The sequence below is a fragment of the Gardnerella piotii genome (genome assembly GCF_049815665.1).
Classification (GTDB): Bacteria; Actinomycetota; Actinomycetes; order Actinomycetales; family Bifidobacteriaceae; genus Bifidobacterium; species Bifidobacterium piotii.
The window spans coordinates 207,196-233,798 of the sequence record NZ_CP187450.1 but is presented as its reverse complement, the minus strand read 5'-3'; the positions used below and the strand labels follow the sequence as shown (position 1 = coordinate 233,798).

22 protein-coding genes are annotated in these 26,603 nt (G+C 41.5%); 7 read left to right on the top strand and 15 right to left on the bottom strand.

Annotation, left to right across the window (positions count from 1 at the left end):
* Positions 1–28 precede the first annotated feature (28 nt).
* From ACPEIW_RS00955 to ACPEIW_RS00940, 4 genes are all read left to right on the top strand, one after another.
* Positions 29–682 (top strand): response regulator transcription factor, encoded by a 654-nt coding sequence (locus ACPEIW_RS00955; RefSeq protein WP_116438156.1) that lies wholly within the window; start codon positions 29–31, stop codon positions 680–682.
* Positions 683–716: 34 nt separating this feature from the next.
* Complete coding sequence (locus tag ACPEIW_RS00950) at positions 717–1,889, top strand: exodeoxyribonuclease V (protein ID WP_116438155.1); 1,173 nt, start codon at positions 717–719, stop codon at positions 1,887–1,889.
* 257 nt (positions 1,890–2,146) lie between these two features.
* The gene (locus tag ACPEIW_RS00945) at positions 2,147–2,458 is read left to right on the top strand and encodes a type II toxin-antitoxin system RelE/ParE family toxin (protein WP_116438154.1); all 312 of its coding nucleotides are present in this window, start codon (positions 2,147–2,149) and stop codon (positions 2,456–2,458) included.
* A complete protein-coding gene (locus tag ACPEIW_RS00940; protein WP_116438153.1) occupies positions 2,452–2,739 on the top strand; it encodes an addiction module antidote protein in 288 nt (95 codons plus the stop codon). Before ACPEIW_RS00945 ends, ACPEIW_RS00940 begins: the two co-directional genes overlap by 7 nt.
* A gap of 72 nt (positions 2,740–2,811) precedes the next feature.
* Here the strand turns inward: ACPEIW_RS00940 and ACPEIW_RS00935 are convergent, their stop codons facing one another.
* Together ACPEIW_RS00935 and ACPEIW_RS00930 are read right to left on the bottom strand one after the other, a co-directional pair.
* The gene (locus ACPEIW_RS00935) at positions 2,812–4,044 is read right to left on the bottom strand and encodes a histidine kinase (protein ID WP_425663870.1); all 1,233 of its coding nucleotides are present in this window, start codon (positions 4,042–4,044) and stop codon (positions 2,812–2,814) included.
* On the bottom strand, positions 4,038–4,778 hold the full coding sequence (locus ACPEIW_RS00930) for a response regulator transcription factor (protein ID WP_425663868.1): 741 nt from the start codon (positions 4,776–4,778) through the stop codon (positions 4,038–4,040). Before ACPEIW_RS00930 ends, ACPEIW_RS00935 begins: the two co-directional genes overlap by 7 nt.
* Positions 4,779–4,970: 192 nt before the next feature.
* On the opposite strand from ACPEIW_RS00930, the gene ACPEIW_RS00925 reads away from it, so the two are divergent.
* Positions 4,971–5,474: a hypothetical protein gene (locus ACPEIW_RS00925; RefSeq protein ID WP_425663866.1), complete on the top strand. Its 504-nt coding sequence runs from the start codon at positions 4,971–4,973 to the stop codon at positions 5,472–5,474.
* A gap of 41 nt (positions 5,475–5,515) precedes the next feature.
* Here ACPEIW_RS00925 and ACPEIW_RS00920 read toward each other — a convergent pair whose 3' ends face one another.
* Positions 5,516–5,863 carry a hypothetical protein gene (locus tag ACPEIW_RS00920; protein WP_020757080.1) on the bottom strand — a complete coding sequence of 116 codons (348 nt, stop codon included), beginning with the start codon at positions 5,861–5,863 and terminating at the stop codon, positions 5,516–5,518.
* A gap of 259 nt (positions 5,864–6,122) precedes the next feature.
* Between ACPEIW_RS00920 and ACPEIW_RS00915 the strand changes: the two genes are divergently transcribed.
* Positions 6,123–6,359 carry a hypothetical protein gene (locus tag ACPEIW_RS00915; protein WP_004131570.1) on the top strand — a complete coding sequence of 79 codons (237 nt, stop codon included), beginning with the start codon at positions 6,123–6,125 and terminating at the stop codon, positions 6,357–6,359.
* 185 nt (positions 6,360–6,544) lie between these two features.
* Positions 6,545–7,846 carry a hypothetical protein gene (locus tag ACPEIW_RS00910; RefSeq protein WP_425663864.1) on the top strand — a complete coding sequence of 434 codons (1,302 nt, stop codon included), beginning with the start codon at positions 6,545–6,547 and terminating at the stop codon, positions 7,844–7,846.
* A gap of 146 nt (positions 7,847–7,992) precedes the next feature.
* Here the strand turns inward: ACPEIW_RS00910 and ACPEIW_RS00905 are convergent, their stop codons facing one another.
* The 12 genes from ACPEIW_RS00905 to ACPEIW_RS00850 form a co-directional block, all read right to left on the bottom strand.
* A complete protein-coding gene (locus ACPEIW_RS00905; protein ID WP_016635749.1) occupies positions 7,993–8,616 on the bottom strand; it encodes an FMN-binding protein in 624 nt (207 codons plus the stop codon).
* Positions 8,617–8,656: 40 nt separating this feature from the next.
* Positions 8,657–9,502, bottom strand: coding sequence for an ABC transporter ATP-binding protein (locus tag ACPEIW_RS00900; RefSeq protein ID WP_425663861.1), 846 nt, complete (start codon positions 9,500–9,502; stop codon positions 8,657–8,659).
* A 75-nt stretch (positions 9,503–9,577) separates the two neighbouring features.
* Complete coding sequence (locus tag ACPEIW_RS00895; RefSeq protein ID WP_425663859.1) at positions 9,578–10,867, bottom strand: ABC transporter permease; 1,290 nt, start codon at positions 10,865–10,867, stop codon at positions 9,578–9,580.
* On the bottom strand, positions 10,857–12,269 hold the full coding sequence (locus tag ACPEIW_RS00890) for an ABC transporter permease (protein WP_425663857.1): 1,413 nt from the start codon (positions 12,267–12,269) through the stop codon (positions 10,857–10,859). The genes ACPEIW_RS00895 and ACPEIW_RS00890 overlap by 11 nt, the downstream gene beginning before the upstream one ends.
* Before the next feature lie 12 nt (positions 12,270–12,281).
* The gene (locus tag ACPEIW_RS00885) at positions 12,282–13,553 is read right to left on the bottom strand and encodes a Fe-S-containing protein (protein WP_425663855.1); all 1,272 of its coding nucleotides are present in this window, start codon (positions 13,551–13,553) and stop codon (positions 12,282–12,284) included.
* A 105-nt stretch (positions 13,554–13,658) separates the two neighbouring features.
* Positions 13,659–14,291, bottom strand: a complete 633-nt coding sequence (locus ACPEIW_RS00880; RefSeq protein ID WP_004131558.1) for an iron transporter — start codon at positions 14,289–14,291, stop codon at positions 13,659–13,661.
* A 74-nt stretch (positions 14,292–14,365) separates the two neighbouring features.
* A complete protein-coding gene (locus ACPEIW_RS00875; RefSeq protein WP_425663853.1) occupies positions 14,366–16,114 on the bottom strand; it encodes an FTR1 family iron permease in 1,749 nt (582 codons plus the stop codon).
* Positions 16,115–16,433: 319 nt separating this feature from the next.
* Complete coding sequence (locus tag ACPEIW_RS00870; protein ID WP_425663851.1) at positions 16,434–19,757, bottom strand: type I restriction endonuclease subunit R; 3,324 nt, start codon at positions 19,755–19,757, stop codon at positions 16,434–16,436.
* 38 nt (positions 19,758–19,795) lie between these two features.
* Positions 19,796–20,941, bottom strand: a complete 1,146-nt coding sequence (locus tag ACPEIW_RS00865; RefSeq protein ID WP_425663849.1) for a restriction endonuclease subunit S — start codon at positions 20,939–20,941, stop codon at positions 19,796–19,798.
* Positions 20,938–22,542, bottom strand: a complete 1,605-nt coding sequence (locus tag ACPEIW_RS00860; protein ID WP_425663847.1) for a type I restriction-modification system subunit M — start codon at positions 22,540–22,542, stop codon at positions 20,938–20,940. Before ACPEIW_RS00860 ends, ACPEIW_RS00865 begins: the two co-directional genes overlap by 4 nt.
* 235 nt (positions 22,543–22,777) lie before the next feature.
* Positions 22,778–23,806 (bottom strand): FAD:protein FMN transferase, encoded by a 1,029-nt coding sequence (locus ACPEIW_RS00855; RefSeq protein ID WP_425664356.1) that lies wholly within the window; start codon positions 23,804–23,806, stop codon positions 22,778–22,780.
* 814 nt (positions 23,807–24,620) lie between these two features.
* Entirely contained in the window at positions 24,621–26,570 is a 1,950-nt protein-coding gene (locus ACPEIW_RS00850) for a hypothetical protein (protein WP_425663845.1), read from the bottom strand.
* Positions 26,571–26,603 lie beyond the last annotated feature (33 nt).

Below are 26,603 nucleotides of genomic sequence, written 5' to 3'. Positions count from 1 at the left end.
GATTCCAAAACAAGATACCATATATTGTATGAACACTACTTACGCAATTGTTGATAATGACACGCTTGTATTGCGATATATGCAACTTCTTCTGAAAAGTCGTTTGCCTGAAAACTTTGTTTGTGCATGGATGTGTTCTTCTGCAAAACAAGCTATTCATCGTTGCGTTACAGAAAATACTCCTGACGTACTTTTAGTAGATATGTCAATGAGAGAAATGAGTGGTGTTGATGTAATTAAAGCAATTCGCGAGCGCAATAGCAATATTGTTTTAATTGGCATTACTTCCTACATGATGGATGAATACGTATTGCCAGTCGCTAAGTCGGGTGGTCAAGCGCTAGTGCATAAAGATAATTTAGCAGACGTAGTTGCAGCTATCCAATCGAGCACAACAAGCTACGGTTGCCCAGAATTGCCACAATATATTGACTATTTTCACACTCCGCAAGAATCATTCAATATGATTTCTCAACTTCCGAAGACTTCAGTTTTGTCTCCTCAAGAATCGGAAATTATGCGATTGTGCAAACAGGGGTATTCTACGAAAGAGATTGCAGATCAGCTTAATGTGAAAGTTTCAACAGTCAACACGCATTTACGGCGTATTTATGGAAAACTTCAAGTTAAAAGTCGCATGCAGGCGCTCGCTGCGCTCGCAAAATACTCGCATGACATATAACGTGTAAGAAATTAACGTGTAAAAGTAGGTAGTTATGAAATTATTAACGCGTATGATCAATTTTTTGCCGCATGATGCTTGGCGGAAAATTGGAATTGGTGCAATCATAAGTTGTACTTTGATTCTTGAAATTTGTTCCTATAATAATCTTCATTACTACTCTAATTGGCATGCAATTACAGTTGAAATAGTATGGATCGTAATCTGCTTATGCATTGCAATATGGCCGCGTAAGGCATCTTTTATTGTGCTCATTTGGATGCCGTTGGTAATTGTTGCACCCAATATCAACTATTCATCTATGATGCTTACCATATTGATTTGTTTGGCAATTGCTGTAATTACTCAACCTTGGTACACCGTGCTTTCTTCTTGCGGAGTATCTTCATGGTTTTTTATTATCTGCGATTTTCAAAACGCTTATGTGTTGGCGTGGTGGCTTCTTATAACTCTTATCTCTAGCGCAATCTTAAAATACTATATTTCTACTATTCACCAGCAACAGGAACAGTTATTTGCGCAACGTTACAACGTTTTTCAAAAATATGCCACTATTGCGGCAATTCGCATGCACGATGAAGTAACTAATGAGCTTTCCAGCATTATGATGATGGCCCAACAATCTATTGAACCTCAAACAACTCATGACCAAGAGCATGAAAATTCGCGAGAGATTCTTCAATGTGCTACTACAACTATTCATAAAGCACGCAATATCATTTCTCTTCTTGACAATGCTACAACTGCAAGCACTAGCGATGTTATGCAATCGACTACATGTTATAAAGATTTTTGCACAGGCTTACGCGCTCTATTTGACTGTGAACAAAAGTCATTTGAAAAGCTTGGCTATATTGGTTCCATTGACTTGAGTAGTGATTTAACTGCTGAAGATTCTCAATCAATGCGTTTGCCTTTTGAAGAATGTGCTCAAATTGAATATATTTGCAGAGAACTACTTGCAAACGTAAAAAAGCATGCTGCAAAGCCTAAAGAATACGCTATGAATGTAATGCTTAATGACAATGAATGTCATATTACGTGTATAAATAGTGCGCAACGCGGTATTCTTGCTAACTTGCAATTAGGATATGGACTGCGTTTTCATAAGATGCTTGCGGAACGAGTTGGCGGAACTTTTAAAGTTATTGAAGATGACGATTCGTGGATTATTAATGTACACGTTCCTATTCATGCAGAGAAATAGCCATTGTGCAAGAATAAATTATTGTGCTTTCTTGCGCTTTAATCGAGTGCTTGGACGCTTTTCAATCGAGTATTTGGACGAACCTTTGCACAGCAGATGCAAGTAAGCGGTTAATCTGTGATGCAGAATGCTGTTTCGTTGCTATGTTATACACGTTATTGTGGCAGTTTTTGCTAATTTTACGATTTTTGCCACGATAACTGATATGATTGCTTACTTATATTGCAAAACTGTATCCTACAGGATAAAATACTTTTATGGAGATACTTCAAACAGTTGAGTATCGCAATTGGATGAAAAAACTTCGCGATACGCAATCTAAAGCTCGAATTAACGCGAGGCTGAGATTATGTGAGATTGCAGGCAAACCAGTAGGTGATTTACATCCAGTTTGCAATGGTATTAGTGAACTGCGTTTCACTTTTGGACCAGGGTATCGTGTGTATTTTGCACAAAAAGGCTCAAAACTAATGCTATTACTTGCTGGTGGAGATAAAAGTAGTCAAAGTAAAGATATTAAGCAAGCGAAGATACTTCTCGCACAATTAATTGAGGAGAAAAAATGGTAAATATAAGTAAATGGGATGCGAGTGAGTATCTTGAGGACGATGATGATGTTATTGCGTATCTAAATGCTGCAGCAGAACTTAACGATCCTCGCTTGCTGCAAGCTGCTATAGGTGATATTGCAAAAGCTCGAGGCATGAAAGAGATTGCTCAAAAAGCCGAGGTTGGAAGAGAAAGCCTTTACAAAAGCCTAAGACGAGACGGCAATCCTAGCTTTCAAACTATTGTAAAGGTTGTTCAAGCGTTGGGTGGACGTATTGCAATAGAACCAGCAAATGCGTGACATACCTAGTTATCGTGGCAGTTTTTGCTAATTTTGCGATTTTTGCCACGATAACGCATGATTTGAGTGATGCTAATTTAGCGGAATAACAACATTGACCAGCCAAGTGTCGTCATCTTTTTGCGCGCTTAAAGATCCATCTAAACGTTCCACAGATTTTTTGTGGAATAGTAGCCCTTTGCCAAAAACAAGCCTTTCACCAAACTTATTCAACGTCGAAATCGAATTCATACACATTATTTTGCATTCGCGCTCATCAACCGTAACATTCATAGAAAAATCAACGCTAGTATTGCAATGCTTGCGAATATTAGTAAGCAGCTCGCTGCACATGCGAATAGCACATTGAGCTTTTTCGGCATCAACTATTGCAGATACAGCAAGATTGCCACTCCCCGAACTTTCATCATTTACTGTTATAGAGCCATAATACCCAAGCTGCTCACAAATCTTACGCTCAGATTGCAATCGTGCGCGAATATTGCATAGAAAATCAGCCAAAGTCATGCAATTATTACCATTAGAACCATAAATAAACTGCGTGCCAGCAATACTAGCAATATTTGAATCTAAAGAATCATCATACTTATGCTCAGCTTGCTCAAGTAGATTAATAACAAGTCGCGTTTTAGAAAGCGCATTACGAGAATGCTCAACAATCTGCTCTAGCGACTCTTTTGTATGATCACTTTTCTCGGCATACAAAGCATCAGTCGCAAGCAATGTAATATCCGTAATCTCATTGTTCACATCGTCGTGCAATTGCAATGCAACAGAAGCAATATAAGAATGGAACTCACTGCGCACAATATCCATTTTTGCGCGATTATTTTCTTCCAACATGTTCAAATACTTGCGCAAAACGTAACCGCAAATCATGGAAATAAGAATAAAACAAGGAAAAGTAAGCGGAATGTACGCCATTTTTGCAAAGTACATAATATTCAGCGAAACTATGTACGCACAAAGCAAATACTTCCACGAATCGTAAAAGCCTGCAACAAACATACTAGCGATCAATGAAAAAAGAAAGCAAGTTGCATTTACGCCTGGTACTGCCAGCGTTACGCAATACAAAATCGGAGTTACGAGGGATATTTGACGCGAAAAAGCAATCAAAAGAAATATTGCAAACATCCAAACGTATTGGCACACAGATTGCTGCGGATTATGCCACAGACCAGCCGTATTACAAGATTGCACATCCATTGACACTACAAGAATCGCCAATATTATGAATAAAGTTCGCTGAATTTTCCAGCTTTTAACCAACTCAATAACGCGCGAAAATGTTTTCATTAACATGCATTATCCGTTTCTTGCAAAAAATTCGGATGATTCTGCGGCGAATCATTAAAATATTGCATATTGCTATTTTGCTCACGATTTTGCATTGCAGCAAACGCGGATATTGCTTGCACTCGGTTAGAAACATGCAACTTTTTGTAAATTCTATGAATATGCGTGTTAATAGTGTTTGGCATAAGACCAAGTTGAGACGCAATCTGATTCGTTGTGTAGCCTTTAGCGAGCAGATCCATAATTTTTAGTTCTTGCGGAGGCAAAACGCTGCGCGAGCTTGATTTAGAAAGCCTAATAAAAGATTCTTGCGGTGTAGCAAAATCGTAAGCAACGTCTTTAACACAACGGCAGCCATACACCTGCTGATTATTACAATATTGCAAAGCTTCTGCTAGACCTTTGAAATTGTCTTTAGCAACCATCGCTTGCCCGCCAACTTGCGAAACCATCGAAGCGTAGGATCTACAATCGTAAGAAGTCATGCCAATTAAAATAATGCTGTTGTTTTTCTCGCGAATTGCGCGTATTACGTCTACTCCAGACATGTCTTTCATTGACATATCTATCAAAATATAATCTGGAGTAGTTTTTGCTACTTGGCAATATTTCAAAGCTTGCACGCCTGATTTTACGCACCATTTGCACACGTACTCGCTTGGCAAAAGCTTGCTGAGCACGTTTCGCATAACCGCTAAAACTAATGGATCGTTATCTACTATTGCATACGTTTTTGGCATAATGGCTTTCTTGCAATCTTATGCTACTTTTCTTATATTCTACTTTATAAGCATGCTCAAAGTAGAGCAAATCGTGTAGTAATAAATGATTACAAGTAATGCATGTAAATCAAATGTGATTATAATAAGTAACAATATGTGACTTTTAGTTGCGTTGAAATTCATCTTCAATAATGATTGCAGCAGGATTATATGACAAAACGACTAGTAGTATTGCACTCCGCAGAAGTAGCTGCGGTGGCGCTTGCCTCAACAGCTGCTTTTATGCGTAGCTTTGGCTTCTTCGTTTTGTGGCTTGTACCAGGACTTCTTTCTGTTGCATTGTATTCTTATGCATATTTTTTCTTGCGTAAAAGCGTTATTAAAGAAAAAAATGCGTATATCGCAAATAATATATCTAAGATTGATGGCGAAGGCGCTAACAGAACAAGTAATGATGTTGAGAATATAGAAAGCAACAAAGATTACATAATTACTCTTGAGCAAGAGCGCAAAAAAGTCGAATCACAAAATAAGCAAATACGTAGCAATTATCTAAATAATTTAACAAATATTATTACATGCTTTATTTGTGGGCTTATTCACGTTCCTTGGATTTATTACTATGGAATTGCAAATGGCGTTGTAACATTGGTGATTCTGTGGCGAGTAATAAAGCGCCCACAAGGTCACCCTATTGATGAAAGCGATTTTTAAGGATTTAGACTTTAAGGATTTAAGCTTTTAAGGATCTAAGCTTATTGTTGATCTTCCATTGAAAGATTTAATCCTTTTGCAGCATTGCGAAAATATTCTATGTAATCGCCATAGCCGTCTGCAATAATAGCATCCTCTTTTACAACAAAAGAGCCATTTTCTAGCACAATATATTTTGTAAAGAATTCTTCTAATTGCTTAGCTAATTCATCAATTTCATATTGTGAAAGCTCTTCGCTACTATTTTCCGCAAGGTTATCTTCCTGCTTTTGAATTTGATTAATGCTATTTTCGCAAACTTTTCCTATTTTGTTCACGTTATCTTCTGGCTGCCAAGAGTTTATGCCAAAATCACTCATGCTTACACTACCAATATTTGCGCTACTCATGTTTGTATCTCCTTGTATTTGTAATATATTCACAACTTATATTCGCAACACATATTTTCAATATATTTGTGCGTTGCTTTAAGTCTAATTACAAACATTTTCCGTGCAATCTTGAGTACTGAGTTTTGAGTACATAGTATTTCTCGAAGACTTGCAGCATTTATACTAGAAATACAAAATGCATACGAACGAGAAGCAGCGTACGCGAATTAGCTACAATGCTCACAAAAAAAACAGCAAATTGGAAGGGAAACAACTCATGAGCAAGGACTCTATAAAACTTATTAAAAAAACGCTTATTTGGATTCTTAAGTGGGCAATATTTACAGCAATCGAATTCCTTCTTTTGTACGTTGCGCTTATATCTTGGAATCATGATTTTGCACAGTTCATGAACGAATACAGAAATGCGATTATTCCATTTATGGCAGCAACTGGAGCTATGGCAGCAGCGATGATTCGCGACGAAGGCACTATTTTTGAAATCAAGAAGTAAGATAGCTATTTTCAATAATACGTCTACCACGAGGTATAGTGTGAAATCTGTTTTAACGTGACGCATTAACTAGCGCCCAACTTCAGCGACGATATGGAGCTAACAATGAGAAGAAATAATAAATATAACGGCATGCGCATATTTGCTGCTTCAACTGTAATTGCAGCAATGTCACTATTTTCTGTATGTTCAATAAGCGCATTAGCTATTACCCCCCCGCAGCAGCAGTAACCGCAACTAACCCAACTACAGAAAAACAACTTTTTGTAAATGGCACAAAAGGATCAGATGGCGACACAAACGATGGATCTGAAAATAAGCCATTAAAAACTATTCAAAAAGCTCTTGAAAAAGCTGGACAAAACTCTGCAACGATTACCATTAAAGGCGATTTTACGCTTACTGTCCCTATAACAATTCCAAGCGGCATTACACTTTCTATCGCTGAATCCGGCGCCACAATAACAGGCTCAAATAATACCAACGATGGCATCACGCTGGAATCTGGTTCCACACTTCGCGGTGACGGCGAATTGACAATGAAGAACTTTAAGGTAGCTCTTACAGCGGATAAAGGCTCTACTATTACAGATGGAACATACAATTTCAAAGATAACGCAGTAGAAGACGGACATGGAATTTACCTTGCTGGAACAGTAAAAGGTACAAACAAAAATAAATTAAAAATTACTGCTGACGACAAATGTGATGCAATTTTTTATGGTCCTGGTGTTACTTTCGAAAATGCTACTATTAACGTTAAATCACAAACTCCCGCATGGACTGAGGCATATGATTTAACTTTGAAGAATTCTTCACTTACTGTAGCAGGCTTTGGAGGGCCAGATGGTTCAGGACTGGCATACTATGTCAACAAATTAAACATGGACAATTCGGAGTTTGTGATTAATAAAAATGGTAACGGGGGACACAGAACTGGTTTAACAATTCAAGGCGCGGCAACTATCAATAGTTCACGAATTGTTGATAATGCAGGAGATCACGCAGGCATTTCCGTTTGCCCAAATTCAAAATTAGACGTTACCAACTCTACTCTTGAATTTAATAATAATGGCGAGGTCGGCTTAAATATACATAGTGGAAAAGTAACTCTCACCAATTCTGCAATCACAGGCAGTACACGCACGCTTTATAAGGCTAAAGACGGCGGCTCTATTGAACCTGACAGCAACTCCTCAATAGGTGAGTCAGCAAGTAAAAATGAAGAAGCTAGTACTCCAAACGTCGAACATACACAACAGGAGGATATTGATCTTCCTGCAGATTCCACAGAAAAAACACCAAGCCCTACGCCACTACCAAAAGAAAATCCAAATAATAAAATCGTAGAAAAACGCAGAAACGAGAATAAAGAACTTCCAAAAACAGGAAGCGCGATATTACTAACTGCTTTTTCTGCAATTTTAACGTTTGGACTTGCTGGAGTCATAGCACAATTAAAGCGCATAAAAATGAATAAGCAATAATTTCATAAGAAAAACAAACAAAAAAATAGGGGTTAGTATTGTAAACAACTGCACTACTAGCCCCTATTAATTACATGCAAATATTCAACAATATAATCACGATTATTATAATCACGATTATATTAATAAAGTAAGATAGTTCAAGATTATTTTGCGGATGCGATTGAAGCCTCTTGGCGAGCAACGTCAAGCGCTTTGTTGAAGGCATCACTAGTCCAACTTGCTCCAGCAACAACCGAAATATGCAAATCTTTTAACGGTTTTCCAACGATTTTTCCTGGAATAGCCTCACTAAAAGCGCTCATGTGTTTTTTGGAGATTGGCGTAAACGGATGAGACGTTATTTGCACACTGCTAATATTTCCATTTGCAACGCTTAAATTCACGTCAATACTATCTTCTGCAACTGGCCCATACTTAGCTTTGATTTTGTAATCGCCATCTTTGTAATTGCCAGTGTCTGTTTTAGGCGAATTTTGCTGATTTTGCTGATTTTGTGAATCCTCACTTTGTGCAGAAGCGTGCGATTGTTGAGCGCCAGAATCGTAAGATTTTGAAGAATTGCCACTATCGTTTTCGCTTTGACCAGAGTTTCCTGCAAACTCATCATTCATTGGAACAGCGCTCGGCTCACCGCAAGATGCAAGAAACGCACTTGAGCTAGCCAAAACCGCAATCGCAGCAACCGTTTTTGCAATTTTTTTAGACTTCAAATCATCACGCAAATTATTGCAGCGTGAAACATTGTGAAACATATTGTCTAAAATCATAAATCATCGCCTTTAAATCTTAAATTAAAACTATACGCAACTAATCATCTAAATTCGCTAATTTAGGCGACTTAGTAGGCTCATGATTTTGCAAAGATTGCGCAACGCTTTCATCAACATGCGCACTCGTAAACGCAGGCTTGCCACCAATCGCCTCGTACGCTTTGCGCGCATCCTCATTATTCCAACGCTCCCCAACAAGCACACCGTGGTTGAGCATAATTTCACGATCCGCGCATTGAGCTACCAAAGAATCGTGCGTTACAACAATAATCGTAGTGCCCTGGGAATGAAGCTGCTTAAACAAGTCGAGTACAATCTGCTCATTCTTTTCGTCCAAATTACCAGTCGGCTCATCCGCAAGAAGCAACTTCGGGCAGTTAATAAGAGCACGCGCAACGCACACTCGCTGCTGCTCACCGCCAGAAAGCTGGCTCGGCAAATGATGCGCGCGCTCCTTCAAACCCACGCGTTCCAAGGCTTCCATTGCTTGCGATTCATCTACAACAGAATGATAGTATTGCGCAACCATCACGTTTTCTACGGCTGTTAAATGTGGCACAAGATAAAACTTTTGGAACACAAGACCTATTACGTTTTTGCGAACGTCTGCAAGCTGGCCCGCGTTCAAATCCTCGAGTTTTCGGCCTTGCAAAGCAACGGAGCCTTTAGACGGCGAATCCATGCACCCAATAATGTTCATTAGCGTAGTTTTGCCAGAGCCGCTCGAGCCAACAATCGAAAGCCACTCGCCTTGCGGCACAGTAAGCGACAAATCGTCAACAGCGCGAAGAGAGCCGTAAATCTTGGAAACGTGGTCCAAAGTCAACAGCATTTCTGGCTTGGTATCTGTATTTTCCTGCCTATTTTCTACATTCTCTGCCATATTAAATCCTTAACTAAAATCCTTAACTAAACATTCTAAAAACATTCTAAAAACACTCCAAAAACACTATAAAAGCTATTCTTCTCGAAGCACAATCGCAGGGTCGATTTTTGAAGCGCGCAAAACAGGCGGCAACGCAGCAACGCAAGACGCTGCAACGCTAAACACAATAGAAAACGCCACCAGCCACCAATTCACGCTCAAATCTCGCGCAAACACCATTGACGCAAGCAAACGCGCAAATCCATACCCCACTGCCGTACCAGCGATTCCGCCAATAAAACCATAAAGCCCAGATTCCGCAGTGAACTCAACGCCAATGCTCTTAGCACTCGCACCCAAAGCTTTGCGCAAGCCAATCTCATTTCGTCGCTGCTGCACAATCGAAGAAATCGTAGTGCTTACACCAACCATCATCAACGCAAGAACAACCAGCGAAACAATCCAAAATAGGCTGCGAAGCATAGCAATAATGCCAGTATCTGCCGCTGTAACTTTAGTAACTTGTTGCGCACGAACGCGCATAGAAGTCATATCGTTAATGCTGCGCACAACAGCATCTACATTCGGCGCAGAAGACGAGTAAGCAATCACGTCCGCACCGCGCTTAACGCCTGTAAGCACACGCAAATCCGCGTTAGTTGCGTAAAGCATGGAATCTTCGGCGTCTCCCGTGTCTAGAATGCCGCAAACGCGGAAAGTTGTGCCGTGAGTATCCATAATATCTGTGGAAACTCTGCCTTCAACAAGCTTTTTTGAGGAAGATTTATCTGTTTGATTTTCTGCTTGATTACCTTGCGACTTACCTTGCGACTTTTGCGCGGGCTTGTGCGAATCCGAGGAATTATCGCCAGCGCGATACGCGATTGCAATGCGCGAACCAATCTTCAATCCCATAGCCGAAGCAACATCTCGCCCAACCATAACGTTGCCACTGCTAGGCCAAGCGCCGTCCACGTTCCAATGCTTATTAAGCGACTTAACAGCGGAAACATCCACTCCAGCAAGCACGTACGGAGCCGCATTAATGCGCACATTTTCGTAACGGTAGGTAGCAGATCGCATAGCACCTTTTGCAAGAACCATGTCGTTAGTGTGCAAAACCATTGCGCGATCAATGCCATTTTTCCACTCGCCTGCAAGCGGCGTCACAATAATATTCGCTCCGTACGTGCGCATTTCGTCACTCATTTGTTGAGGAACAACAATGCAGATTGCAGCCAAGCAAAATAGCGTAGCGGCACCAACAAGAGTTGCAACTACTGCCATAAGCGCACGCGACTTTCGGCGAAAAACCGCGCCAAAAAGCATAGTCGCAAACATTGCGCTATTAGAAGTCATACCCAAACCAGATTTAACGCCCATGAAGCACCTCCGCAGGACGCACATGCAAAATAGAGCGAATAGAAGAGCCAGCAGCAGCAAGAACAGTAATCGCAAGAAGCACAAACACCAGCACAAATACCATTGGTCGAAGCGAAATCGCAGAACCAAACACGCTAAATCCAATCACTTGCGCAACGCCAAAGCCTGCAATCATACCAATAAGCGCACCAACGCACGCAATAACCGCTGTTTCCATAAGCATTAGCCGCGCAACAGCGCCATCGCGCGCACCCAGCGCCTTGAGCAGCGCAAGCTCCCCCGAGCGCTCCGAAATCGCAGCAGCCATAAGATTTGCAACAGCAACAGCCGCAGCAACCAAGCTAAGCGCCGTCATAAGCACCATCACAGCGCGCGTCTTGTTAAGCACGCTGCCTTGCATAGCCGAAACTTGCCGCACTTGCTTTGCAACAGCTCCTGGAATCACTTCTTCAATTTGGTAAGTAATCGAGCTTGGGTAGGCTGTGCAATACCACGTCTCCCACTCTTCTTGGCTAAGCGCCGCTGGATTCTTCGCCGCTTTACGCGCTAAATCGTTTTCTGGCGTAGTCAATGCTTTAACTTCAATCGCCTCAACCATATTTGGCCTATTGGAAAGGCGTTGTGCCTGGCTGGAATCCGCGTAAATCGCGTTATTGTCGATATCTCCAGAATCGTAGATGCCAACAATTTTAAGTGAGATTTGCCTGCCAGAACGAGTTAGTTTTATTCGCTGACCAACTTTTAGATTATGACTTTTAGCAAGATTTGCACCAACAGCGGCCTCGTGCTTAAAATCGCGCGGGAATCTGCCTTCAAGCATCTTCCACCAAGACCGCATTCCTTGCACGCCAACAACTGTTGTCTCTCCAGAAGCGAGCGCAAGCTTGCGATTAAACCACGTGCCAACAATCGGAACTACTGAATTAGCAGATTTAGCGGAATTAGTGGATTTAGCAGAAGAAGAATTAGCAGAATTAGCAGATTCAGCAGAAGAATTTGCTTTAAGATTTGCATAAATCGTTAGTTTTGGCGCAAAATTCGTTATGTTAAACGCCCAAAAAATCATTTTGATTTTTGCAGCATCCGATTCCTTCAAAAAAGCGGTAGATTCTTGACTTTCAGCATCCGCCAAAGTTTGAGAAGTTTGCAAAGCTTGCGAATTACTATAGTCCGACTTTGTGCGAGACGCATACAAATCGTTCACAACAGCATTCGACTTAGGCTGAACAATAATATTGGATCCGTAAGAGCTAAGCTCCGCGTTAATTTTGTCTCCAACGTCGTAAACAACGCTAAGCATTGCAACGCTTACACACGCACTCAAGCACACAACAATCGCTATAAGAACTCGCTTTTTAATCTGCCTTGCAAGAGATCGCGCAACCATTCGAATCATAAACATTTGCAAGCACTCCTACTTAAAGTGCGAGCTAAGCACGTCTAAATCGGCTGTGTGAATGGTAATTTTTCCGCCACCAGCCTTGTATGGGAATGGAATCGGGTTGCATCCGCCCTTAAAACCAATAGTCGCCAAATTTATTGCAACATCGCATTTTCGGCATATTATCTTGCCGTCTTTTTCGTAGTAGCCTGCGTCTCCGCAATTTTCGCAAGCATCCAAACCCACTCCATACGCTCCACCATTTTTCTTGATGATTATAAAGCGCATAACAGTGCCATCTTTAGCTTTGTATTGGAATCTATGCAAGTGGCCATCGCTAATTTGCACAAAGTTGATTGTTGCTACGCCATCATGCAACTCGTACGGTTCTGGCGGCGTAAGCGTTGGCTTAATATTCATAAGATACACGCCAGCAGTAAGCGTAAGTATTACTACGATTGCAGCCATTAGCGCCGCAAGCGCAGACCTTCTAGACTTGCGCTTAAACGCTCGCTTTGCGCGGATTTGTGCAGGATTTTCTCCATCTACAGTCGTCTTAAAACCAATTACAATAGACGCAAATGCAGGAATCAAAAACACGCAAATTTGCGCAATAATCATAAGCGGAGCGTTGTTTATAAGCCAAACAAGAATGCTAAACGAAAAATCGTCTATATACAGCAAAATACTTCCTTGCATAATTTGCAGCAGGGATGTTAAATGCTGAATTAGCAAAATTATTAAGCTTAGAATAATTGCGATTTTAAAGGCGCCAATACTCGCGGTTGTACGCAAAGATCGCACCATAAGACTTATGCAAATCGCAGCAGCCGCGCCAAGAATAAATCCTAGCGCGCGAAGAAGCATATCGGAAGTAAACGGAGGCGTGCTGGAGTCAACGAAAATCGTAAGCTGCAAAATAACGTCTGGGAGCGCGTAAAACACTGTAAACGCTAGGCATAGCGCGCCAATTGCATTACTTATGTGCAAGGGCAGCGGATTTTTGCGCCATTTTGCAACCGTTTTGCCAGACGCGCCAACACAGGCGATTGTTGCAACATCTAGCGGAACTGCAATGCAAAGCGCTGGAAGGTTCACAAAATTGCGCTGATTAATCACCACGCTTGCGCGCAAAAATGCAAAAACAAGCGCCGCAACTGTTCCAAAAATCAAACCAAAAAGTCGCCAGCGGCAGCTGATTGGCTTATCTCGTCCCTCGCCAACGCTTAGCGTTGCGCTTAATCCCATTGTAAGCAGCGCAAGAGGGAGCAGCCCTGGAAGTACTGTAACGAACATCCTGAGCATGTTCCCTCCTTTGCTATTTATGTGTTATTTGTTATCTATTTTTGTTTTTTATTTATGCGCCATTTTGCACTATTTATGCATTACTCATGCATTCTACTGGCAAAACTACCACTGACGTGGAGTGTACTTCCAATCGTCGAATGTAGCGGTAATTGGCTCAGTCCAGAATCGGCCAGTCACGCCCGTAGCAGGATCTACGTGAAGCATCCAACCCTTCTTTTCTGGCGATTCAACAGAAAGCACTAACTTGTAGTTTCCAGCCTTATCGAGCTTAACATTTGCGCCGTAGTGTGGGCCGTCGGAAGCGTTCATTTGCATAAACGTGCCCTTTACAACAGCGTCACCGCTCGCCTTATCAATAATTTGATAATTCACAGTCAAATCTGGAATAAACTCGCCCTTTCCATAGCCAAGCTGTGCACCTTTCTTGTTTGCGTGAATATCTGCCTCAAGGTGGAAGCTTGCCTCGCTTGCCTTTAAGCCCATGCCTGCTGGAACCATGTCGACTGGCTGGAAGTACACAGCGCCAATCGTAAGCGGGCCAATGTTCTGGTCTTGGTGAGGTCCAACTGGAACCTCTTCAAAGCCCTTGTCTCCTCCCTTATCGTCGGCCTTCTGCTCAGATGATTGTGGCTTTGACGCAGACTTTGCTGCGTTTCCGTTTGCGCCACAGCCAGTGAGTGTTAGCATTCCTGCAAGCGCTAAGGCTGCAATTGCCATCATCTTTTTATTCTTCATATCTAACCTTTTCTATTAGTTATTGTTTATTATTGCTTGATTTTTAGTTTTGATTTTTAGTTTTGACTTATCCGTTAACTGTTGCCAACGGTTGCTTGCGATTTGTGCGCGCGCACAAAACTCGCACAAAGCAGCGCAATAACTACGATTGCAGCTACGACTTGCGCCGAAATCGTTTCAACGTACGGATAGAATCCAAGCCAATCGTTAGTTGGCAAGCCTTGAATATACGCGCCAGCGAGCGCATCGCCCTCTATAAGCGCATGCACACCTCCGCCAGCAAAAATCACCACTAAAATGCACATAAGCGCGCTTGTTCCTGCAAAGAACGGGCGAATCGGTATGCGCACAGATGCAAAGCGAATCAGCAAGAAGATTACAACTAGAACAGCAGCTGCGGCCACGAATCCGCCCCAAATCATGGAGTCAGCTCCGCTTGATACAGCAAAAATCGCTTGGTAGAAAATCACAGTTTCTGCGCCTTCGCGAAACACTGCTAGGAAGCTTAGCAACGCTAGAGAAATCAAGCTGCCTTTAGAAACAGCTGCCGTTGTTTGGTTGCGAATATACTCGTTCCAAGCTTGCACAGAAGATCTTGAAATCATCCAATTGCTTGTGTACAGCAGCATAAGCATTGCAAACAGCGCCACAACGCCTTCCGTAATCTCTTGCTGCGGTCCAGAGCCATTGAACAACAATCCAAATAGCGCAGCAACAACAAGCGACGCCGCAATTCCAGCAACAAGACCCATGTAAATGTACTTAACCATGTACTTGTGCCCAGATTTAATAAGATACGCGATTATTGCAGCAACAACCAGCAGAGCTTCCAACCCTTCGCGCAACAAGATTATAAAAGCCTGACCAAAGGAGCTTGTTATAAATTGCATAAACACATTGGCATTAGCCGCCGCACCGCCGTCTAGCTTGGATGCATCTTCAATAAGCATTGACTTAAGATCTGTAAACAGCTTTTTTGTTTGCGCAAATGATTTGCCATTGTTCATAGCCTGCCTGCACTCTTTGAATTGATATTCAACAGTGCTTACTCGGCTGCCGCTTATTGCGTTCATAACGTTCTTCTCAAAACCGAGCTTTTCATAATATTGGTAATAGGCTTCGTTCACTAAATCAACAGCTTTTGCAACTTCTTGCTTATTTGCTTTTGCTGCTTTATACGTTGATGCAGATTTGTCGAGTATAACGTTCATTTCTCGCGCTACTTGACTCCAAGTTCTGCCGTTTCGTCCAAGATTCTTCTTTTTTGCGGCATCGAGCTTTTTGCGTTCTTTTGCGATCTGCGCGCGCAATTTGGACGCATAAACATTCGGCTTATCTAGATTTGTGTTTGAGTCTAATTGAGATGCTGTTTGCGCAACGTCTGCTTCTAGAGCAGATACGACTTCACTAATTTGCGCGGCCTGATTTTGTTGATATACCAGCGTTTGTAACTGTTGGAATTGGTCACTTTGCGATTGAACTTTATTCTGACTAATCGTATCTCGCACAACTGTAATCATGTTTGAAGCTACATAAACAGAGTTGTATGCAGCCTGAAACCTGGTTGCTGCTCCTGCCATATTTGCGTTTGCATACTCGCTTTTGCCTTGTTCTAGCTGATCTTTAATAGCTAAAGAAACTTCCGACCAAGTGTTGTATGTTTTATTGGCATCCGTAGCATAAGCAGGCGTTGGAGCTGCGATTAGTCCAGCAAACCCAGCAATTCCAGCAAACCCTATTGCGCAACTTACAAAAACGCATATCGCAAGTAAAAATGCATACACTTGCCGTGCTTTTTGGCGCGCTTTTGCACACGCGTGCATAATGTCTCCATATCTCCTTTGGCTCTAATCCCCATCGAGCGCACCCAACTTCTTTTATTTTCGTTCTATTCTTTAGTTTTGCTGGAGCTTTATCTTTAAGTTTTAGCTTCAGTTTTTAGTCTTCAGTTTTAATCGTTCAAATTTTTTGGCGATTTCTACGCGGTTGTTCTGTTTTGCTAGAACTTGTTCCGTTTTGTTATATTTGAAGTCGCCTCGCAAGTAACCCCATCAACATAATATCGATATATCAAGTAGATTGATATAGTTCAGAGCAAAAAACTCGCAAATATTACAAAAATGATATTGATAACGATAATTATCAATCTTTTTGCGAATCGTATTGAGAAAAGCCAATAAGCCCAACAAACTCATTAAACATGTTTCTCATACTTTCTACAATGCGACTTTTCTTCTCAGCGCGCGCCTTAGCCGCAGCACCAAATCTGCTCATTCTAGGCATTAAATCATTAATATCTGTACCAAGCTCACTCACTTCGCCAGCGCTAAAAGATTTCTCCATAAACTTGCGAGTCAAAGCATCGTTTAATCCTTCGCTTTGCACGAGTTGCTCCAAATCATGATTATACTTTTGCTCAACATACTCGTTCCAGCAATCAACAATGCTCACCTTGTTGCCGTTAGAATCGTAAACGGTAATTGTATCGCCAGAATCCACAAGCTTATCAAGCTCATTCTCGTTAAGCTGCGCAATAAACCCTTCAATAAGCTTCTTTTTACTACGCAACTGCGGGCTAGAGTCAACCGCCACCCTAATAGAAGCAAGAACATTTTTATCTTTACAATGCTTGCTATGGTAATGTTCTACTAACATCAAAATGTAGTCAATATTTACTTCTACTTGGCGCACAAGCTCCATCTCAAACACAACGTCATCCGTAATGTCTGCAATCTCGCCTTTTTGCTCTTTGCGCTTCCACTCTTCATGCAAATCTTGGTAATGCCCCAAGTAATCTTGCATATCGCGCTCTTTGATTATTTCGTTGCCTTCAAATTGATCGAAAGCTTTCAGCATGTTACGCAAGCGCAAAATATTGCTAAAAAGCGATATAAACTTTTTCTGATTCTCTTCTCCAACAATGTTGAAGCCTTGCAGCGGATACTTTTCCATAAGATCATTTACTAAATCACTGTATCCACAACGCTCAATTCCTTTAGCGTCAACATAACCGTTGAAAATCTGCTCAAAAGTAGGGCAAAGCACAATACCTTGCGCATCTTTATCTCCAAAAAGAGCTACCGCTTCGTCAACTTGATAGCTCAAATCCCTAAAGCACACAATGTTTCCGAATGTTTTAACGGAGTTTAAGATTCGATTTGTGCGCGAAAACGCTTGAATAAGCCCGTGCATGCGAAGATTTTTATCTACCCAAAGCGTGTTCAAAGTTGTTGCATCGAAACCAGTAAGGAACATGTTGACTACAATCAAAACGTCAATTTCCTTATTTTTCATACGAATTGAAACGTCTTTGTAATAGTTTTGGAATTTGTTATTTGACGCATCATACGCAGTATTAAACATTTCGTTATAGTCTTTTATTGCGCTTTCCAAGAATTCTTGCGAATTTGCGTCTAGATTTGCCGTGCTTTCTGAATTTTCTTCTCCAAGAGAACCCATACCGTTGGCGTACGCCGAAGAATCTGACTCACCCTCGTTTACTGCATAGCTAAAAATAGTTACCACTTTTAAGCGTTCGCTTGGCGGCAGATTTTGCTGCTGCTTTTTGAACTCGTTGTAATACGCTTTTGCAAGAGGAATGTCTGCAACAGCAAAGATTGAATTAAAGCCGTTTACGTCAACTGCTTCAGAAGATTTTTCAGGTTCTACAGTGTTATACTTATCAGCAGCAAGTTCTTTAACGTTAATAATGCGCTTGTATTTGTAAGTTTTCTCGTTGCGATACGTTTTTTGAGTAAAATGCTCAATAATGTATTGAACAACATTATGCACGCGATCTTTATGCCTAATTACATCTGGTCGATTAATATCTTTAACCAATTCATCGGTTGCTTTTTCCAGCTCGCTAGACGTTTTTACAGTAGCAACGTATTCCACGCGGAATGGCAACACGTTTTTATCGTTAATCGCGTTAATGATTGTGTACGTGTGCAAGCACGGTCCAAAGGTTTGCTCGGTTGTAGAAAAATGCGCAGCGTCGGAGCCAGCAGCGTTCGCTTCAAAAATTGGCGTGCCAGTAAACCCAAAAAGCAGAGCATTTTTAAAGTGTTTTACAATATCCGCATGCATGCCTCCAAACTGGCTTCGATGGCATTCGTCAAAAATAAACACTATGCGCTTTTTGTAAATTTCATGACTTGGGTTGTTGCTTATAAACCTACTAAGCTTTTGAATAGTGGTTATAATAAGCCTGCATTCTTCCGTATTGTCTTCTAGCTGTTTTGTAAGCACAGATGTTGAAGTGTTACTATTTGCGGCTCCTTTTTCAAACCTGTCGTATTCTCTCATTGTTTGATAGTCAAGATCTTTACGGTCTACAACAAACAAAACTTTGTCAACAAGATTCTTGCCTTCTACGTCTTTCAAAGCTTTTACCAGCTGCGATGTTTTGAAGCTAGTTAGCGTTTTACCAGATCCAGTAGTATGCCAAACATAACCACCCTTTTGACGCTCTGATGCTGGCATTTTGCTTGCATTAGCAAACATGTATTTTACGCGATTCACTATGTTTTCTGCTGCAGTAATCTGGTATGGACGCATAACCATCAAGCAATCTTCTGCATTAAAAACGCAATATTTTGTAAGAATGTTAAGAATTACGTGCTTTGCAAAGAATGTTTTCGCAAAATCGCATAAGTCGTAGATTATAGTGTTTTGAGCATCGGACCAATAGTTTGTAAATTCAAAACTGTTACTTGTTGTGCTTTTGCTAGATCCTTTACTTTTCTGCTCTCTGTAAGCATTATTGCGAGTTGAGTTAGAGTAATACTTTGTTTCAGTGCCGTTTGAGATTACGAAAATTTGCACGTATCCAAATAGTCCGCTTCCAGCCCAAAATGAGTCGCGAGCATAACGGTTAATCTGATTGAACGCTTCTCTAATAGGCACGCCTCTGCGCTTTAGCTCAATGTGAACCATTGGCAAGCCGTTTACTAGAATCGTCACATCGTAACGATTGCTACGCGCAGGGCCATTTGCATCATTATTGTTTGCATTATCGTTTGCATTATCGTTTGCGTTAACGTTTGCGTTAACAGCATACTGGTTGATTACTTGCACAATATTCTTGTGAATATTTTCTTTGTCAATAATAGTAATGTTCTTATCTGTGCCGTCATCTTTTTTGAGTATTTTAACGTTATCTCGCTGAATAGCATCTGTTTTCTTAACTATATCGTCAGTGCTGTTTGCAATATTTTCTTTGAAAAATCTTTCCCACTCATCATTTGAAAAATGGTAATCGTTGAGCTTTTCGATTTGCACGCGAAGGTTTGCTATAAGATCTTTCTCGTTGTGAATGTGAGCGTACTCGTAGCCTTGGGATTGCAAAATGTTAATGAACTCTTCTTCGAGTTGCGCTTCGCTTTGATAGTTGCCGTCGTTGCGCGCGCTCGGCGTAAACGTAGACATTACAGTGCTATCTTGATTTTCTAACACGATTTTCATTTTGCTTCCTTCTTATCTACTCACACTCGAATTTTTAATTACGCACGCTTGAAGGTTAGGAGTTGATCTCGATAATACTCGTATTGCTTGCGACGAGCTTCGATTTCTGCAGGCAAGCCTTGAGTTAAATCATTACACAATGCGTCAAAGCGATCCAGAATTTGTACGATTTGACGCTGTACTTCTAGAGGCGGAACGGGGAGAATTAACTCCTCCAAGTCAGACTTGTTAATCGCAGGAACTCCGCCATCTTTCTTAAGAGACAATATTGCATACGAATTATTTGACAAGCAATAATACAGATATTTATTTAATACAAAGTCAGCATTTCCAGCGATTTTATAACATAAAGGTCCAAGCCAAAACTTATTTTTTTGATACCCAACATAACCAATACCACCTTGACCTCTAGAAGGCGTTGTAACCACATCCCCATCACAATTCCAATCTAATGAATATCCAGAATTAGTAGTTCCAGCATTAATATATTCATACAAAGAAGGTGATTCTTGAATATCACTTAATTTACTGCCAGTTGAAATAAAAGCAATCTCGCCAATCTTCTTATACTCCACACCATTAGGGCAGTAGCGTTGGATAAGCGAGTGTAGAGGATTATTATCGTCGAAGGTGAGCAAGGTATCGCGATAATACTCGTATTGCTTTTTACGAGCTGTAAGCTCTGCTGCAAGCTCTGCTGTAAGCTCTGTAAACGTATCTAAAATCTGCACAATCTCCGCTTGAACCTCAAGCGGCGGAACGGGGATTTCAAAATCTTCGATCATTGGTTTTCGTATTGAAGTAACAGTAGCGCTCACTGCTTTACGAATAATAAATCGCTTAAAATTAGACTTAAAATAGTAATATGCAAAACGAGTATTAACTATTGGTTCCTCAAAATGTACGCGATACACACGTTGATGCAATGCATATTTACCTTTTATGTAATGATAAATATCACCAATTCCACCTTCACCAGGTATTATAATTGCTTCTTCATCGTATTCCCAATCGTTTTTACGCTTTATATTTTCAGAACGCACAAAAAATGGATATAAACCATCTTCTTCTGCTTCATTACCGTTACTTTTCCCAGTTTTTACATCCGCAATATCGCCAATTTTCTTATACTCCACACCATTCGGGCAAAGCTCAGCAATTAACTCCTCAAGTCTGCTAGTCATTGAGCCACCTCGCTATTATCAAAGTTAACGCTGCCAGCTTCAATCTCGCTTACAATCTTCTCAATCTGTTCGCGCAACTCTTGCTCGCGAGCGCAAACCGACGCAATTTGCGCGTTAAGCTCTGTAATATTAATCTTCTCGCGAGTATCTTCTGCTTCAACGTATGTAGAAACGGAAAGATTGTATTTATTGGATTCCACTTCTTCCAAACGCGCTACGTGCGCAATATGCTCCACATCTTGCCTAGAAGTGTACCACTTAACAATCTGCTCAATGTTCTCGTCCGAAAGCTTGTTACTATTCGTTGACTTTACAAACTCTCGGCTCGCATCAACAAATAATATAGAAGTATCATTCCGCTTGTTTTTGCGCAAAACCATAATGCACGTAGCAATCGAAGTACCAAAGAACAAGTTGCTCGGAAGTTGAATCACGCAATCAACAGCATTATGCTCAACTAAATATTGGCGAATCTTTTGCTCAGCTCCGCCGCGGTACATGATTCCAGGGAAGCAAACAATAGCAGCAGCACCATCTTCCGCCAGATACGCCAAGCAGTGCAAAACAAATGCCATGTCTGCCTTGCTTTTTGGAGCAAGCACACCAGCTGGAGCAAAACGAGGATCGTTAATCATCAACGGATTAGAATCCCCCTCCCAACTCGTGGAATAAGGCGGATTAGAAACCACTAGCTCAAACTTTTTATTATCCTTGATTATCGGTTTTATAAGAGTATCGCCGCACGTAATAGTAAACTTATCAAAATTCACATCGTGCAAAAACATGTTCATGCGGCACAAGTTGTAGCTAGTAACGTTCTTTTCTTGACCGTAAAAACCGCCATTAATATTTTCAATGCCTAGCACTTTTTTGGCTTTTAGCAGAAGCGAGCCGGATCCGCATGCTGGGTCGTATACGTCTGAAATGCTTGATTTTCCAACGGTTCCAAGGCGCGTGAGCAGCATTGAGACTTCTGCAGGCGTAAAGTATTCGCCGCCAGACTTGCCAGCATTAGAAGCGTACAAGCCCATCAAATATTCGTAAGCATCGCCAAAAGCCTCAATCACATTGTTGTTTACACTGCCAAGCTTCATCTCACTAATCACTTGTAGTAACTTAACAAAACGCTTATTTCTGCCTTCAACAGTATCTGCAAGCTTAATATTATTCACATCGTAATCGGAGAATAATCCCTTAAAATCACCAGACGAATCAGTTCCTTGAGAAGAAGCTTCAATATTGCGGAACACGCGGCTCAATGTTTCGTTTAGATTGCTATCTTGAGGAGCGTTCTTAAGCACATTGCAAAACAGCTCGCTAGGAAGTATAAAGAAGCCTTTAGCTGAGATCATCTCACTGCAAAGAGGCTCGGCATCTTCATCGCTTATTTTTGCATAATCAAAGTTTGGATCGCCGTCTTTAGATTCGTGCTCGTTCTTATTAATAAAATCGCATAAATTCTCGGAAATATAGCGATAAAACATTGTGCACAATACGTATGCTTTGAAGTCCCAACCATCAACAGAACCTCGCAAATCGTCTGCAATCTTCCAAATCGTGCGATGCAATTCCGCGCGTTCTTCTTCTTTGCGAGTGTCCATTTTACTGCTCCCTATTCGTGCAATTCGTGCAAGCGTATGCGCAATATATAAGCTAATTAAACAAGCGCAATATTACGCAATAATTAAATAAGCGTTCTTTAATATTCTACTGTAAACGCGCACAATCAGCAGCAACGCCACTCACATCACTTAGCCTAGCTTCGATTCTTGCAAGCAAGTTAGCTCGCATAGTAATTATTGGGCATTAGTTGGCATTATCCTGCATTATTCAGCATTAGTCAGCAAAAAAGTGCGCTGGGAATGCACGCGTTTTGCGAAGCGCATTATTTGGCGAGATTACAGCACACTCAGCACTGGTAGTTTGCACGATTTTTTGCAAATCGCTTTCTTGCGATACAAACAACGCAGTTGCGAGCGCATCGGCATAAGCTGTTGGAAAATCGCAAGTTTTGCTAGACACATACGCCCAGCTTGCGCATAAATCGCAAGCAGGAATGCCATCAAGCGCATTAATCAAGTGAGTCGCAATTAAATTAGACTCAAAGCCACTTGCATCTTTACCTAAGCAACTTGCTTCTTTTACTTTCCAACGCCTTCTTGCAGCAGACGAAGCACACAACGCTCCGCTTGCAATTGATGCCACTGCAACTGCTTGAGTTGTGTCAAACGGATTTTCCAGAGCCACTTTTATTTGATTATTCTCTTCGCTAAAACAAGCGCGCATATCTCCGCCAGCGTTTACAAGAAAATCAAAATCCGCATGCGAATCGCTATCCGCAGGCGAATCACTACCAAGCTCCTCTTTAATAATCTGTGTTACGAGATCTACAAAATAGCCCTTTCCAGCTGCACCAAAATCAAGCTGCACTGGCTGATTTGTGCAAAGCGTTGCACTGCCGCTATCTTGCGAAATATCCGACCACGTAACTGGAAGAGCGCGGCGATAATTAGCCCAACTGCCTATATTAGAACTCGCGCTAGCTGCCGACTCTGGAACGAACTGCACAGAATTGTTGTAGCCAAGCGCAAGCAGATCCGCGCCGATGCACGCGTCGAAAGCTCCGCGAGTAGCAGCGTAAAACTCGCCATAAAGTGCAAAAAGTGGCCCAGCCCATGCTGGAAACTCAAACTCGCCGCCATGCTCCGCACTAGCCATGCGCGAAACTAGCGAATCTGCACGAAAGCGCGAAAGCACCGATTCATACTCTTCAACAGAGGCACGAATCCGCTTCTGCACGCGCTGCGGAATCGGCACGCTGCTAGAGATAATAATCCCCGTGCCAAGCGCGCGCTCAATCGCCACAACGTTCCTAAACATCACTTGCCTCACGCAAAAACATCATTTGCCTCACTCCCAACATCAAACACTCTATCAATCATCAAAAACCACAACAATATCCCCCAAAAGCCACAAAATAGCAAAATGTCGTCATAGTTTACAGAAAGTCGCATTCTATACCGACATTTTTAAAAAATAGCAGCATAGCACGCAAAAAATACTCATCTATACCTACATTTTCGCAAAAACGCGCTATAGTACGCAGAATATATTGGCCTATAACAACATTTTTGCAAAAATGCGCTATAGAAATATTGATAGCATCGGCAACATCACACCACTCGTTTCTGCGTAACATGATTTACGCGCTTTAATGCCTAGCAAATCCCACTTCGCAATGCCGAGCAAATCCAACGTCGCAAGACTAGCCAAATCCCACTTCGCAAGGTTGAAAATTTTTGGGTAAGCAGAAAAAAAAAATCGGGCGACGCATAAATGCATCGCCCGCAAAACTTTCGTTTTCAAGTCGTATTTAACAAGCTACTATAATGCCTATACGTTGTGCACAATCTCTTTACAAAAATCAAGCATCTGTTGCACTGACGTAGACAACTTGTACAAATCCTTATTACTAATCATCCTACCGTCAAACAATTCCTTGATTTCCTGCAAACAATGATCCTTCAAATCCTCACTCTTTATAACATCATCTACAGCAATAAGCGGAATACAAAAAGGGCCTTCGAGTGTGAACGCAAGCGAACAAACAAGAAAACAAGCAAGCGAACACACGCGAAAGCCCTAAAACACTAGCGCTAACACGCAGCAGTAATATTAATTAGCTACGCACCTTACGCAACACTGCACCAGAAGCCGCAAACATCAAAGCAGCAAAAGCCACTAAAACGCCAGCAGCACCAGTAACAGGCAAAACACCCTTACCATTGCCCTGGCCAGACGTACTATTCGCAACAGTAATATCCGTCCAAGCAAGCTGATTGCCCTGCTCATCCACAAGAACAACAGTATGCTTACCAGAATAACCAGCAGGGAATTGCGCATCGAAATAAGGAACACCATCAGCGCCAAGCTTAACAGTCACGTAATCACTACCATCCACGCCACGCAAAAGCTTAGGAGTAGAATACATGAACACATAAGCACGCACAGAACCCTCGCTATGCAGGCGATCAAGGAACGCCTTGTTGTTAACGTTCACAAAAACCTTGTTTGCAGAACCTGCAACAGCAATGTTGTTGGAGCCAACTTTTAGCGTACCTTTTAATTCTGGCTTAAGATCATTAACGCTCTTAGGAGCAGCAGGAACTACGGCTTTAGCTTGAGCTGTCTTTTCAGAAGACTCAGGCTTAGCTAGTCCATGCTCAGCAGAAGAATCTTGAGTAGCATTGGAATCGGAAGCAGAAGGAGCAGATGGAGCTTTTTCTGCAGGATTATCTGCAGGCTTATCACCAGGCTTATCTGCAGGCTTATCTTCCGACTTATCTGGGAGAACATCACCAGAAGCTCCTGGGGTCTGAGCCTTTTCAGACTCACTCTTCTTAATCTTTTCCGCTTCTGCAAGAAGATTCTTTAAAAGATCCAAATTAGACTTCTTAGAATCGCGAATTATTTTAGCGGTAAAACGCAGTCCTTTTTCTTCTGCCTGCTTAGCTAAATCTTCCTTTTCTTCATTATATTCTTTATATTCTTTAACAGACTTCTTAAGAGCTGCAGAAATCTTATTATTAAATTCCACGGCAGCAGCGCCTGCTTTATTTGCTTCAGCAGTAGTCAATTTGTCGAAAGGCTTATTAGCAAAATCTTTTATGCTGTTAAGGAATTTTGTAGCAGCAGCTTTCTCTTCTTCAGTAGGTGTAAATGTTCCTCCATCAACCAACTGCGCTACTTCAACAGCGTTAGCATAAGGCTTTTCTTGAGCATTGCGATGTTCCTGCGCTTCTTTTCTAAATAATTCAAGCTGAGAAGGAGTTGCACTTTTGCCACTTTCCTTTAACGCCTTCTGAAAATCTTCCTCCGATATGCCAAGATCTGCCATACTTTTAACAAGAGTATCTGTAATTGTTTTTTGAGCTTCATTAAGCAAGGCACGAGCGCCATTAAGAGTCGCAGCTTTGCTTATAAGAGTAGCAGTAAAGTTGAAACCTTTAGCTTTTGCTTGCTTAACTAAGTCTTCCTTAGCATACTTCTCTGCTTCGTTAAGCGAATCCTCTAAAGAAGATAAAGAATTGTAATTAGACTCTTTAATCTTGTTAGCAACTAAAGTAAGACCCTCATCTTTAGCTTTTTTAACTAAAGCAGCTTTGCCATTAACGTATGCGCTTTGAGCCTTATCGCGATCATCTTTAGTAGCAGGTTTACCATTGGCACCAAAGAAAATATCAGATGCCGACTTGAAGTCGTTAGCTTCACGCACCTGCTTAGCAAGATCATGCAAACCAATAACGTCGAGATGCATAGCACGATACTCAACAATCTTGTCGTTTACGTATTTAACAACAGCATTGTTCTCACTATCGTCACGACGACCGGTAACCTTCGACTCGTTTTTGTTTACATAATCTAAAATCTCATCAATTTCACTTTTAAGAAGACCAGAATCGTTCACGCGTTTTTTAAGTGTATCTAGAGGGGAGAGTTTAGCAGATTCTCCAGTGCTTTTCGCTGGAACTGGAGTCGCACTACTAGCCAACGCTGGCATTGCAAACGCAATTCCCGAAACAAAAGTCGCTACCGCTGCAAATGCGGCAATCGCTTTTTTACTTAACATACTTTTCCTTTCCTCTCATCACGAATCATCGTG